This window comes from Amycolatopsis acidiphila, from assembly GCF_021391495.1.
Classification (GTDB): domain Bacteria; phylum Actinomycetota; class Actinomycetes; order Mycobacteriales; family Pseudonocardiaceae; genus Amycolatopsis_E; species Amycolatopsis_E acidiphila.
This window is the reverse complement of sequence record NZ_CP090063.1, coordinates 24,762-37,880: the sequence shown is the minus strand read 5'-3', so window position 1 is coordinate 37,880 and position 13,119 is coordinate 24,762. Positions and strand designations below refer to the sequence as shown.

Here is a 13,119-nt window from a genome sequence, read left to right as displayed (position 1 = left end):
CCGGGCGCGAACAAGGTCAAGACGAGGGCTGACCGAGCGCCCTCGCCAGGTCCCGCCACAGATCCTCGGGATCTTCGAGCCCGACGCTGAACCGGATCAGGCCCGGCGGCACGTGCGTCTCGAGCGCGTACATCCCACGCCGCTCGACCAGGCTTTCCACGCCGCCGAGGCTGGTCGCGTGCACGATCAGCTCCAGCCCGGCGATGAACCGCTCCGCCGCCGGGGCGTCGGCCAGCTCGAAGGCGATCATCATGCCCTGTCCGGGATAGCTGACCCTCGTCACGGCTTCGTGCGCGGACAACCGCTCGGCCAGCAGCGCGGCGGTCTTCGACTGCTCGGCCAGCCGCACCGGCATCGTGCGCAGCCCCCGCAGCGCGAGCCACGCCTCCAGCGCGCCCGGCGTCGCGCCATTGCGGGTGCGGGCGTCGCGAAGCTCCTGCGCGAGCGTCTCGTCCGCGGCGATGGTGATGCCGAGCAGCAGGTCGCTGTGCCCGCCGATGAGCTTGGTCGCGCTGTGCACGACGATGTCCGCGCCCAGCGCGAGCGGCTGCTGCGCGAGCGGGGTGGCGAAGGTGTTGTCCACGACGACCTTCGCGCGACGACCGGTGAGCGGTGCGATGTCGATCAGGTGCAGCGTCGGGTTCGTCGGCGACTCGATCCACAGCACGTCCACCTCGTCGGCCGCGGCCTGCCAGGCCGGGGTGTCCTCCGGGTCGAGCTGCCGGACCTTGAACCGGCCCTGCTTCTCGGCGTGCTGGAGCAACCCGCGGGTGCCGGAGTAGGAGAACGTGGGCACGGCGACCTCGGCGCCGATGGGGAACAGCTCGAACGCCGCCGCGATGGCCCCGATCCCGGACGCGAACGCCGTCGCGTGGCCGCCTTCGAGCGCGCCGACGGCGTCCTCCAGCGCGACCCAGGTCGGCGTGCCGCTCTCGCGCGCGTAGGTGAAGCCGCCACCGGCGACGTACGTGCTGGTCGCCACGATCGGCGTGTTCAGCGGCTCGCCCGGCCCACTCGGACGGCCCGCGGCGACCGCACGGGTACGTGGTGACCAGTCGTTCATGCAGCCCAGCCTAAGCCGCCGGGGTGCGACCCGGGCATAGGGTCGATACGGTGCAGCGACCGGAAAACGAGGAGTGACCATGGCATTGCAGAAGCCCGAGGTGGACCGCCCCGACGGGCCGCCGCCCGCCGATCTCGAGGTGCTCGACGTGACCGTCGGCGAAGGCCCCGAGGCGACCGCGGGCAAGGTCGTGTCCGTGCACTACGTCGGGGTCTCGCACTCCACGGGCGAGGAGTTCGACGCGTCCTGGAACCGCGGGCAGCCGCTGCGCTTCCCGCTCGGCCAGGGCCACGTCATCCCAGGCTGGGATCAGGGCGTGCAGGGTATGAAGGTCGGCGGCCGGCGCAAGCTGGTCATCCCGCCGCAGCTGGCCTACGGCGAGCGCGGCGCGGGCGGCGTGATCAAGCCCAACGAGACCCTGATCTTCGTGGTCGACCTCGTCGAGGTCGGCTAGCGCGCGTCGCCGGCCTCCCGCAGCAGCGTCACCATGGTCGTGACCTGCGCGGGAGGCCGTTCGCGATGCACGGTGAGCACCTCGCGCACCGGCCGCCGCCCGGGCAGGTCCCGCACCACGATCCGGTCGCGGGCGGCGGTGCCGAGCAGGCTCTCCGGTACGAACGCGACACCGAGACCGGCCCGCACCAGCGCGAGGATCGCCGCGTAGTCGCGTGTCTCGTAGGCCACCCGCGGTTCGACGCCTGTCTCCGCGATGAGGCTGTCCAGGCAGATCCGGCTGGGCGCCTGGGCGTCCCCGGAGATCCAGTCCTCCCCCGCGAGGTCGTCGAACCGGATCTGCCGCGCGGTGGCGAGCGGATGGTCCCCGGGCAGGACCAGCCGGAGCCGGTCGGACAGCAGCGCCCGGCGGGCCAGGCCCCGCGACGGCGGCAGCCGGACCCCCGGATAGCGGTGGGTGATCAGCAGGTCCAGCTCCCCCGCGACGACCAGGTCGTAGCCGTCGGGGGGTTCGAGGTCGACCAGCCGCAGCCGGGTGCGCGGATGTGCCGCGCGGAACGCCCGGAGCGCCGGCGGCACGAGAACCTGGCCCGCGGTGGCGAAGGTGCCGATGCCCAGCTCCGCCGCCGGCTGTCGCCGCAGCTCGGCGAGCGCCTGTTCGGCCGCGCGCAGCTCGCCCGCGACGATCTCGCCGTGGCCGACCAGCGTCCGGCCCGCCGCCGTGAGCGAAGCCCCGGTCGGCCGCCGCTCCAGCAATGCGCAGCCCACCTCGCGTTCGAGCCGGGACAGCTGCTGCGACAGGGCGGACGGCGTGAAGCCCATCCGGCGGGCGGCCGTCGCGATCGAACCGGCATGGGCGACCTCGACCAGCACACGCAGGCGTTCGGCGGAGAGCACGCCATAAGTATCGCTTAACTCGGCTTAGGGGAAGGCGCTAACAGCTAATTGCCCGTCGCGCGCACAGTAGGGATATGACAGCCACCCTCTCCGCCGAGGTCACCGCCGCCGCCGAGCGGATCCGCCGTTACGTCCGCCACACCCCGGTCCTGCGCACCGAGTTCGACGGCAGGCCGCTGGTGCTCAAGCTGGAGCAGTTGCAGCGGACGGGCTCGTTCAAGCTGCGGGGCGCGCTCAACGCCCTGCTCAGCGGGCCGCGCCCGGATCAGGTCGTCACCGCCTCCGGGGGCAACCACGGCATCGGTGTGGCGACGGCCGCGTCGATCCTCGGCCTGCCCGCGACCGTGTACGCGCCGGTGTCGATCCCGGAGAGCAAGGCGCGCCGGATCGAAGAGGTCGGCGCCCGCCTCGTCCGCGTGGGCACGACCTACGCGGAGGCCGCCGCGGCCGCGCACGAGATGACGAACGCCCGGTATGTCGAGGCGTACAACGACCGCACGGTGATCGCCGGCCAGGGCACGGTGGCGGCGGAGATCGTCGAAGACGTGCCGGAGACCGACGTCATCGCGGTCGCGGTGGGCGGTGGCGGTCTCGCGGCGGGTATCGCGCTGGGCTCCGGCGGACGGCAGACGGTCGCGGCCGAGCCGCAGCACTGCTGTTGCCTGAACCAGGCACTGGCGGCCGGGCACCCGGTGGACGCGGAAGTGAATTCGGTCGCGTCGTCCGCACTGGGCGCGACCCGCGTCGGCGACGTGCCGTTCGAGGTCCTGACCAGCCATCCGGTTCGCTCGGTCCTGGTCGGCGACGAGGAGATCCTCGCCGCGCGGGACCTACTGTGGCACGAGTTCCGGCTGGCGGTGGAGCCGGCCGCCGCGACCCCGTTCGCCGCCTGGCTCGCGGGCCACGTCTCCGGCGAGCTGCCCTGCCTGGTGCTCTGCGGTGCGAACGCGGACTGGACCCCGTCGATGTGATGAGCCCCACGAGAAAGGGCCCCGGTCGGAACCGGGGCCCTCATCGAGGTGGGCGAGGAGGGAGTTGAACCCTCACGTCCTTTCGGACACACGGACCTGAACCGTGCGCGTCTGCCATTCCGCCACTCGCCCGAGTAACCGCGACAGCCAGGAAACTGTATCAGGGCGTTCCGGACGGTTTCCCCCGGGGCCGTGTCGAAGGCCCCCGATGCCGATAGGATCGGGTGCGAAAGCACACGCGTGAAGGAGGCCAGGAGTCCCGGTGGGCCGCGTTGAACGGTTTGATCGACGCCTGGAAAGCCTGGTTGGCAACACCTTCGCGCGGATGTTCGGAGGCAATGTCGTCACCCAGGAGGTGGCGCAAGCCCTGGAGCGGGAGAGCGAGGACAACGTCCGTGAGCTGGCCGGCGGTAGGCTGCTTGCCCCGAACCACTACGTGGTCTCGTTGGGCCGGGCGGATCACGACCGCATGGCCGGCGACGAACAGCGCGTCACCGGGGTGCTCGCGGAAGCGGTGGGACAGCATCTCGCCGAGCACGGCTGGGACACCTATGGTGACGTCGTAGTCTCGCTCGCGCGCAACGAGGCGCTGCATACTGGACAATTCAAGATCCGTTCATCCGTCGATCCGGACGTCAGCGCGAGTGGCGGCCCGGGTCCAGGACGGCCAGCTCGACCCAGCAACGCAGGAGACCCAGCAATGAGCCAGCCCCCCGGCTACGGCCAATACGACCAGGGTGACCCGTACGGCCAGCATGGCGGTCAGTACGGCTACGGACAGCAGGGACAACCCGGGTACGACCAGGGCGGCTACGGCGGCCAGCAGGGGTACGACCAGGGTGGTTACGGCCAGCAGCCCGGCTACGAGCAGGGCGGCTATGGCGGCCAGCAGGGTGGTTACGACCAGGGCGGCTACGGCCAGCCCCAGCCCGGCTACGAGCAGGGCGGCGGTTACGGCGGCCAGCCCGGCTACGGCGGCCAGCCCGGTTACGAGCAGGGCGGTTACGAGCAGGGCGGCGGCTACGGTCAGCCCGGCTACGGCCAGCCCCAGCCCGGCTACGAGCAGGGCGGCGGCTACGGCCAGCCCCAGCCCGGCTACGACCAGGGCGGCGGCTACGGCGGCCAGCCCCAGGGTGGCTACGCGCCGCCGCAGGGCACGCCGGACCCGTACGCCCAGCAGGGCTACGCCCCGCCCGCGGTCCAGGGCGGCAACCGTCAGCTGGCGGCGACGCTGCAGCTCGACGACGGGTCGAACCGCAACTACTCGCTCAAGCAGGGTGGCAACGTTGTCGGTCGCGGCCAGGACGCGGACTTCCGGCTGCCCGACACCGGCGTCTCCCGTCGCCACCTGGAGATCACCTGGGACGGCCAGAGCGCGACGCTGGCGGACATCGGCTCCACGAACGGCACCACGGTCAACGGCACCCCGGTGCAGACCTGGCAGCTGGCCGACGGAGACGTCATCCGCGTCGGGCACTCGTCGCTGGTTTTCCGTACGCAGGGCTGACTGGGCCGGCCGCTTCCCCACCACCTCAACGGAAGCGCTGACGCGCCGCGGACCTGTCAGAACCACCTGCCTGTTCCGGTTGGCGTAGCCGCTGGGAAGCTGGTATCCCCTGTCCCGCAGAATTACCCCGGCGGGGCCCCGTGGCGCACCGGTGTCACGGGCGGGAGCACAGAGGCGGGAGCTGACACAACAGGTGCCAGAGCTGGTCGTTCAACTCACCAGGGTGGGCTTTCTTATCCTGCTCTGGTTGTTCGTGCTGGCCGCACTCCGCGTGGTGCGGTCCGATCTGTACGCGGCCTCCGGGCTGAAAGTGGCGATCCCCGGCCTGCGGCGGGGCAAGGACAACAACCGGCCCAAAGGGTCGGGCAAGACTCCCCGCCAGCTCATCGTGACCCACGGTGTGCTGGCCGGGACCCGGATCGCACTCGACGGCAGGCCGATCACGATCGGCCGGGCCGACGACTCGACGCTGGTGCTGGACGACGACTACGCGTCGACCCGCCACGCGCGCATCTCGCTGCGCGGCCCGGACTGGTACGTGGAAGATCTGGGATCCACAAACGGGACTTACCTCGACCGGGCTAAGGTCACTGCACCCCTCCGAGTTCCACTCGGTGTCCCCATCCGGATCGGCAAGACGGTGATCGAGCTTCGCCCATGACACTCGTCCTTCGCTACGCGGCCCGCAGCGACCGTGGCCTGGTGCGTTCCAGCAACCAGGACTCGGTGTACGCCGGACCCCGCCTGCTCGCACTCGCCGACGGCATGGGTGGCCATGCCGCGGGTGAGGTAGCCAGCAAAGTGGTCATCGCCTCCCTCGCTCCGCTCGACGACGACGAGCCGGGCGACGATCTGCTGTCCCAGCTGAGAGAGGCTGTCGGCGGCGGCAACGCGGCGATCTCCGAGCTGGTCGCGAACGATCCCGACCTCGACGGCATGGGCACCACGCTGACCGCGATGCTGTTCTCCGGCTCGCGGATGGGCATGGTGCACGTCGGCGACTCGCGTGCGTACCTGTTCCGCAACAGCCAGTTCGCGCAGATCACCCGCGACGACAGCTTCGTCAACGAGCTGCTCGAGCAGGGCCGGATCACCGCCGACCAGGCCGCGACCCACCCCCAGCGCTCGCTGCTGCTGAAAGCGCTCACCGGGCACGAGGTCGAGCCGAGCCTGACCGTGCGCGAGGCCCGCGCCGGCGACCGCTACCTGCTCTGCTCGGACGGGTTGTCCGGGATGGTGAGCGACGAGACCCTCGCCGAGGCGATCCAGATCCCGGATCCGCAGGACTGCGCGGACCGGATGATCGAGCTGGCGCTCAAGGGCGGCGGCACCGACAACGTCACGGTGATCGTCGCCGACGTGGTCGACGTCGACTTCGGCGACGACGCCCCGATCGTGGGCGGCGCGGCAGGCGACGGCAGTGACGAGTACCACCAGGGCGACTCACCGGCGGCCCGCGCGCGGGCGCTCACCGCACCCCCGCCACCGCCCCCTCAGCTGACCGAGCCGTTCGAGGAGAACCCGAAGGCCAAGCGCCGCAAGCGCTGGCGCTGGTTCGTCGGCATCGTGCTCGTGCTCGTGCTGCTCGCCGCGGGCGGCATCGCCACCCGGTACTTCGTGCTGAGCCAGTACTACGTGGGCGAGGGCACCAACAACGAGGTCGCCATCTTCCGCGGGGTGCCGGGCAGCATCCTGGGTATCCAGCTGCACCAGCAGGCGGAGGGCTCGTGCCCGCCGGGCGGCTCGATGTGCGACGTGCTGACCGTGCCGCAGCTGCAGCAGGACGCGCAGAGCGCGGTGCGCAACGGCGTCAAGAAGGACACCCTGCAGGCCGCGCGCGACTACATCAACAACTTCCTGCGGTACAAGACGCTCAAGGACTGCAGCACGCAGCCCACGAGCCCGGCCGACCCGCAGCAGCAGAGCACCTCCTCGTCCCCGACGACGTCCGCGAGCGGGCAGACGGGGGCGGACTGCCAGACGACCTCGTTCCCGCCGGGCGGCGGTGGTTGATGAGCCAGCCCGCGTTGCCCGACTCCTCAGCCGCGATCTACCAGAGCAACCCGCAGCGGGAGCTGCCGACGCGGCGGGGTACCGAGCTGGCCATGCTCGGTTTCGCCGCACTGATCGTCACCTGCGCGTTCGTGCTGGTGCAGGCCAACCAGGAGCAGGAGCTGTCCTTCTCCATCATCTGGTACGGCCTTGCCTATCTCGCCCTGTTCGCGGTGGCGCATCTGGCGGTACGCCGGTGGGCGCCGTACGCGGACCCGCTGATCCTGCCCTGTGTCGCGCTGCTCAACGGCATCGGTCTGGTGATGATCTACCGGATCGACCTGGCGCTGGCGGAGCGGGCGACCCAGAGCGGTGACGACTACAGCTCCGCCGCGCCCAAGCAGGTGTTGTTCACCGCACTCGCGCTGGCGCTGTTCCTCGCCGTGCTGATCCTGGTCAAGGACCACCGGACGCTCACCCGCTACGGCTACACGTGCGGGCTGGTCGGCATCGCCGCGCTGGCGCTGCCCGCGATCCTGCCCAGCTCGCTGTCCGAGGTCAACGGCGCGAAGGTCTGGATCAAGCTGCCGTTCTTCTCGATCCAGCCCGGCGAGTTCGCGAAGATCCTGCTGATGATCTTCTTCGCCACGTTCCTGGTGGCCAAGCGCGACCTGTTCATGATCGCGGGCAAGAAGGTCTTCGGGGTCGAGCTGCCGCGCGCTCGCGACCTCGGCCCGCTGCTGATCGCCGCGGCCGTCTGCCTGCTAGTCCTGGTGTTCGAGAAGGACCTGGGAACCTCGCTGCTGTTCTTCGCGATCGTGCTGGTGCTGATCTACATCGCCACCGAGCGCGCGGTCTGGGTGGTCACCGGCCTCGGCTTCTTCGTGGTGGGCTGCTTCATCGCCTTCAAGCTGTTCACGCACGTGCAGCAGCGGGTGGCGAACTGGATCGACCCGCTGGCCACCTACCTGGACCCGGGTGGCGGCTACCAGATCGCGCAAGGGCTGTTCGGCCTCGGCACCGGTGGCGTCGGCGGCACGGGTCTCGGCGCCGGGCGGCCGGACATCGTGCCCGAGGCCAACACCGACTTCATCACCGCCGGGCTCGGCGAGGAGCTCGGCTTCGTCGGCCTCGGCGCGATCCTGATGGTGTACCTGATCCTCGCCACCCGCGGCATGCGCAGCGCGCTCGCCGTGCGCGACACGTTCGGCAAGCTGCTCGGCTGCGGGCTGTCCTTCTCGATCGTGATGCAGGTGTTCGTGATCGTCGGCGGGGTCACCAAGCTGATCCCGATGACCGGCATCACGACGCCGTTCCTGTCCTACGGTGGCTCGTCGCTGCTGGCGAACTACATCCTGGTGGCGTTGCTGCTGCGCATCTCCGACGCCGCGCGGCGCCCGGCCACGAAGCCGCGCCCGAAGGCGCCGCAGCAGCAGGCACCGATCGCGGAGGCCGGCACAGTGCTGGTCAACCGGCCGCCCGCCGGCCCTGAAGCGGAGGGTGCCCGATGAACAAACCGATGCGCCGCGTCGGCATCGCCATGATCGTCATGGTGGTGCTCCTGCTGGCCAACGTCACCTACATCCAGGTGGTGAAGGCCGACAGCTACCGGACCGACTCGCGCAACCAGCGAGTGCTGCTGGACGAGTACTCCCGCCAGCGCGGCAGCTTCGTGTCCCAGTTCAACGGCCAGGTGATCGCCGACGTCCAGCCGACGAACGACAAGTTCAAGTTCAAGCGCCGCTACCTCAACGGCCCGATGTACGCGCCGGTCACCGGCTACTACTCGGTGCGCTACGGCTCGGCCGGTCTGGAGCGGTCGGAGGACGACATCCTCACCGGCTCGGACCCGCGGCTGTTCGTGCGCCGCCTGTCGGACATGGTGACCGGCCGCGACCCGCGTGGCGGCAACGTGCAGCTGACCATCAACCCGGCGGTCCAGCAGGCGGCCTACAACGCGATGATGGCCAAGGGGTACACCGGCGCTGTCGTCGCGATGAACCCGAAGACCGGCGAGATCCTGGCGATGGTGTCGACGCCGTCGTACGACCCGAACGCGCTGGCCTCACACGACGGCACGGACCAGGGGAACGCCTGGAAGCAGTTCACCGACGACCCGAAGAACCCGATGCTGAACCGGGCGATCTCGGAGACCTACCCGCCGGGCTCGACGTTCAAGCTGGTCGTCGCCTCCGCCGAGCTGCAGAACGGCGCCACCCCGGACACGCCGGTGAGCAACGCGCCGAACGTCCTGCTGCCCGGCACGAGCACCACGCTGGAGAACTACGGCGGCGAGACCTGCCCCGGCAACACCTTCGAGCAGGCGCTCGCGCACTCGTGCAACGTCCCGTTCGCGACGTTCGCGGGGCAGCTGGGCGCCGACAAGCTGCGGCAGACCGCGGCGAACTTCGGCATCGGGCAGACCGACCTGGCCATCCCGACCAAGGTCGCCCCCTCGAGCCTCGGCGCGCTGGACTCGACCGCCGCGCTGTACCAGAGCGGCATCGGCCAGCGGGACGTCCGGATCACCCCGCTGCAGGACTGCCTGCTCTCCGCGACCGTCGCCAACGGCGGTATGGCGATGAAGCCGCAGCTGATCAAGAAGCTGCTCGCGCCCGACCTGTCCGACCTCGAGGGCTTCACGCCGGAGGAGCTCACCGGCACCCCCGCGCTGTCCTCGGCCAACGCCGAGATCCTCAAGCAGATGATGGAGGCGTCGGAGGACAACACCAAGGGTGGCGGGAAGAAGCCGAACGTCAAGATCGCCTCCAAGACCGGCACCGCCGAGCACGGCAACGACCCGAAGAACACCCCGCCGCACGCCTGGTACACCGCGTTCGCGCCGGCCGACGACCCGCAGATCGCGGTGGCGGTGATCGTGGAGTCCGGCGGTAACCGGGGCCTGGAGGCCACCGGCGGCACCGTGGCCGCGGAGATCGGCCGGGCCGCGATCAACGCCCAGCTCGGAGGTGGGTAGCGAATGCTGTCCACGGGTCAGCTGGTAGCCGAGCGCTACCGTTTGGTCAGCCGGATCGCCGTCGGGGGCATGGGCGAGGTCTGGCAGGCCAGCGACACCCGGTTGGACCGCATCGTCGCGGTGAAGGTGCTCAAGGCGGAGCTCTCCGGTGACGCGGAGTTCCTGCACCGCTTCCGCACCGAGGCACGGACGACGGCCTCGCTGAACCACCCCGGGATCGCCGCCGTGCACGACTACGGTGAGAGCGTCGCGGACGAGATCTCGATCGCGTATCTGGTCATGGAGTTCGTCGAGGGCGAGCCACTGGCCGGCATCCTCGCGCGAGAAGGCCGGCTCGCCGCCGACCGGGTGCTGGACATCCTCGAGCAGGCGGGCCGGGCACTGCAGGCCGCGCACGAACGTGGCCTGGTGCACCGCGACATCAAGCCCGGCAACGTCCTGGTCACGCCCACCAACACGGTCAAGATCACCGACTTCGGCATCGCGAAGGCGGCGCACGCGGCTCCGGTGACGAGGTCCGGCATGGTCATGGGCACGGCGCACTACATCGCGCCGGAGCAGGCCCTCGGCCACGACGCCGAACCGACGAGCGACGTCTACTCGCTCGCCGTGTGCGGTTACGAATGTCTCAGCGGGCACCGGCCGTTCCTGTCGGAGCACTCGGTGACGGTCGCGATGATGCACATCCGCGACCTGCCGCCGCCGCTGCCGCCGGACGTGCCGCCCGGGGTGCGGGCCCTGATCGAGGCGACGCTGGTGAAGGACCCGCGGCAGCGCTACCGCAACGGCGGCGAGTTCGCGAACGCGGTGGCCGCCGTCCGGTCCGGCCACCCGCTCCCGGCGCCCTCCGGCCTGGTCCCGCAGTACGTGCCGAACCCGGTCGGGCCGATCTCGCATCCGGTGCTGCAGCCGGTGACGCCGCCGCCGATGGTGCACCCCAGCGGGGTGCTGCCGATGCCGATCCCCCGGCGGCGGAACCTGACAGCGCTGTGGGTGGTGCTCGTGGTGGTGCTGGTGGGACTCGTCGTCGCGGCGGTGCTGATCCTGCCGCGGCTGCTCAGCCCGCCGGACGACCCGTCGCAACCGGGGCGGATCGGCACCACGGACCTGGTACCCGGCCGGGAGCAGCCGCCTCCCACTGAAGTTACGACCTACGGGGCATGATGAGTACACCTTGGACGGAATGGACAGGCTTTCTCCGATGAGCGCACCCCGACTGCTCTCCAACCGCTACGAACTGGGCGACACGCTCGGCTACGGCGGCATGTCCGAGGTCCACCACGGCACCGACATCCGTCTCGGGCGCGAGGTCGCGGTGAAGATCCTTCGTGCCGACCTGGCCCGCGACCCGCAGTTCCAGGAGCGTTTCCGGCGCGAGGCGCAGAACGCGGCCGCCCTGAACCACCCGGCGATCGTCGCCGTCTACGACACCGGCGAGACGCAGACCGAGTACGGTCCGCTGCCCTACATCGTGATGGAGTTCGTCAGCGGGCGGACGCTGCGCGACATCGTCAAGACCGAGGGTCCGATGTCGCAGAAGCGGGCCATGGAGGTCATGGCCGACGTCTGCGCCGCGCTCGACTTCTCGCACCGGCACGGCATCGTGCACCGGGATGTGAAGCCGGCGAACGTGATGATCACCAACCACGGTGCGGTCAAGGTCATGGACTTCGGCATCGCGCGCGCGATGCACGACGGCCAGGCCGCGATGACGCAGACCGCCGCGGTGATCGGCACCGCCCAGTACCTCTCCCCGGAGCAGGCCCGCGGCGAGGGCGTCGACGCGCGTTCGGACGTCTACGCGGCGGGCTGTGTGCTCTACGAGCTCATCACGGGCGAGCCACCGTTCACCGGCGACTCCCCGGTCGCCGTGGCGTACCAGCACGTCCGGGAGGACCCGAAGGCGCCGTCGACGGTGAACCCGGCGGTCTCGCCGGAGCTGGACGCGATCGTGCTGAAGGCGCTGGCCAAGGGCCCGGCGAACCGGTACCAGTCGGCCGCGGAGATGCGGTCGGACATGGTGCGCGTGCTGTCCGGGCAGCGGCCGTCCGCGCCGATGGTGATGACCGCCGACGAGCGCACCCAGGTGATGAACGGCGGTGGCCCGCCCGGGCACGCGGGCGACTACGAGGAGTACGGTGACGCCTACGGCGAGGAGGACCCGGCCCGCCGGCGGCGACGCCGGGCGTGGACCGCGGTGATCTTCACGGTCATCGGCCTCGCACTGGTCGCGTTCATCATGTGGCTCGCGGGCGCGTTCGACACCAAGCCGACGTCGGCGCAGGTGCCCGACGTGCGAAGCCAGGTCCAGAACACCGCGGTGGACACCCTGCGCAACAAGGGCTTCACCAAGGTCACGATCGTGCCGGTGTCGTGCAAGATGCTGCAGACCGGGCAGCCGGCCTGCAACAATCCCGACGACGTCGGCAAAGCGCTGTCCACCGATCCGGCGGCCGGCGCGACGGTGACCACCTCGACGGAGATCAAGCTGAGCGTCGGTGCCGCGCCCGCCAAGGTCCAGGTGCCGGACCTGTCGGGCAAGACCCCGGACGACGCGAAGGCGGCGCTCGCGGCGGTCGGGCTGTACGTCGATCCGAACCAGCCGCAGGTCGACGTCAGCGACCCGAACCAGTACGGCAAGGTCGTGAAGCAGAGCGTCGCCCCGAGCACGACGGTCGACGAGGGCACGACGGTGACCATCAGCGTCGGCAAGACCAAGAACATGGTCAACGTCACCGACTACACGGGCAAGCAGTTCAGCGAGGCCGAGGCCGGGCTGAAGGGCGCCGGGTTCACGGTGGCCAAGCAGACCCAGGCGTCGGCCGAGCCCGCGGGCACGGTGATCAACCAGAAGCCGAACGCCGGGCTGCAGCCCGAGGGCAGCACGGTGACGGTGTACGTGTCGGACGGGTCGCTGCAGCAGATCGCCATGCCGGACCTGCGTGGCCTGACCCAGGACCAGGCGCAGGCGCGGCTGCAGCAGGCGGGCTGGGACGGCCAGCTCAACTACCAGGCGGATCGGGTGTTCGACAGCGACCAGGAAGGCCTGGTGACCCGGACGTCGCCGAGCGCGGGCGTCCAGATCACGAAGAACCAGACCATCACGATCTTCGTCGGCGAAACCAACGGCGGAGGCGGCGGCAACAGCACCAGCCCGACGGCCACGTCGTCCAGCCACGGCATCATCCCCGGGCCCTGACCCGCGCGTGGCACTGAGGTGAGGCCAGGTTTCCCGAGCCGGGAGCCTGGCCTCACCTCT

11 protein-coding genes and 1 tRNA gene are annotated in these 13,119 nt (G+C 70.5%); 9 read left to right on the top strand and 3 right to left on the bottom strand.

The genetic code is table 11. From position 1 onward, the window contains the following. Positions 1–16: 16 nt before the first annotated feature. Positions 17–1,063 (bottom strand): trans-sulfuration enzyme family protein, encoded by a 1,047-nt coding sequence (locus LWP59_RS00200; protein WP_144637283.1) that lies wholly within the window; start codon positions 1,061–1,063, stop codon positions 17–19. 79 nt (positions 1,064–1,142) lie between these two features. Here LWP59_RS00200 and LWP59_RS00195 point away from each other — a divergent pair, with 79 nt between their 5' ends. Next, a complete protein-coding gene (locus tag LWP59_RS00195; RefSeq protein ID WP_144637285.1) occupies positions 1,143–1,517 on the top strand; it encodes an FKBP-type peptidyl-prolyl cis-trans isomerase in 375 nt (124 codons plus the stop codon). Here the strand turns inward: LWP59_RS00195 and LWP59_RS00190 are convergent. Continuing rightward, positions 1,514–2,413: a LysR family transcriptional regulator gene (locus LWP59_RS00190; RefSeq protein ID WP_144637287.1), complete on the bottom strand. Its 900-nt coding sequence runs from the start codon at positions 2,411–2,413 to the stop codon at positions 1,514–1,516. The two genes, LWP59_RS00195 and LWP59_RS00190, sit on opposite strands and share 4 nt — an antisense overlap. A 74-nt stretch (positions 2,414–2,487) precedes the next feature. Between LWP59_RS00190 and LWP59_RS00185 the strand changes: the two genes are divergently transcribed. Continuing rightward, complete coding sequence (locus tag LWP59_RS00185) at positions 2,488–3,384, top strand: serine/threonine dehydratase (RefSeq protein ID WP_144637289.1); 897 nt, start codon at positions 2,488–2,490, stop codon at positions 3,382–3,384. A gap of 49 nt (positions 3,385–3,433) precedes the next feature. Here the strand turns inward: LWP59_RS00185 and LWP59_RS00180 are convergent. Next, positions 3,434–3,516 (bottom strand) — tRNA-Leu (locus LWP59_RS00180). 130 nt (positions 3,517–3,646) lie between these two features. Between LWP59_RS00180 and LWP59_RS00175 the strand changes: the two genes are divergently transcribed. From LWP59_RS00175 to pknB, 7 genes are all read left to right on the top strand, one after another. After that, on the top strand, positions 3,647–4,891 hold the full coding sequence (locus LWP59_RS00175) for a DUF3662 and FHA domain-containing protein (protein WP_144637291.1): 1,245 nt from the start codon (positions 3,647–3,649) through the stop codon (positions 4,889–4,891). 193 nt (positions 4,892–5,084) lie between these two features. After that, a complete protein-coding gene (locus LWP59_RS00170) occupies positions 5,085–5,552 on the top strand; it encodes an FHA domain-containing protein FhaB/FipA (RefSeq protein ID WP_144637293.1) in 468 nt (155 codons plus the stop codon). Continuing rightward, entirely contained in the window at positions 5,549–6,904 is a 1,356-nt protein-coding gene (locus tag LWP59_RS00165) for a PP2C family protein-serine/threonine phosphatase (RefSeq protein ID WP_144637295.1), read from the top strand. The genes LWP59_RS00170 and LWP59_RS00165 overlap by 4 nt, the downstream gene beginning before the upstream one ends. Further along, positions 6,904–8,394, top strand: a complete 1,491-nt coding sequence (locus LWP59_RS00160; RefSeq protein WP_144637297.1) for an FtsW/RodA/SpoVE family cell cycle protein — start codon at positions 6,904–6,906, stop codon at positions 8,392–8,394. The genes LWP59_RS00165 and LWP59_RS00160 overlap by 1 nt, the downstream gene beginning before the upstream one ends. Beyond that, on the top strand, positions 8,391–9,860 hold the full coding sequence (locus tag LWP59_RS00155) for a peptidoglycan D,D-transpeptidase FtsI family protein (RefSeq protein WP_144637299.1): 1,470 nt from the start codon (positions 8,391–8,393) through the stop codon (positions 9,858–9,860). The genes LWP59_RS00160 and LWP59_RS00155 overlap by 4 nt, the downstream gene beginning before the upstream one ends. A 3-nt stretch (positions 9,861–9,863) precedes the next feature. Then, on the top strand, positions 9,864–11,024 hold the full coding sequence (locus tag LWP59_RS00150) for a serine/threonine-protein kinase (RefSeq protein WP_144637301.1): 1,161 nt from the start codon (positions 9,864–9,866) through the stop codon (positions 11,022–11,024). Positions 11,025–11,061: 37 nt separating this feature from the next. Continuing rightward, entirely contained in the window at positions 11,062–13,059 is a 1,998-nt protein-coding gene (gene pknB, locus LWP59_RS00145; RefSeq protein WP_144637303.1) for a Stk1 family PASTA domain-containing Ser/Thr kinase, read from the top strand. Positions 13,060–13,119 lie beyond the last annotated feature (60 nt).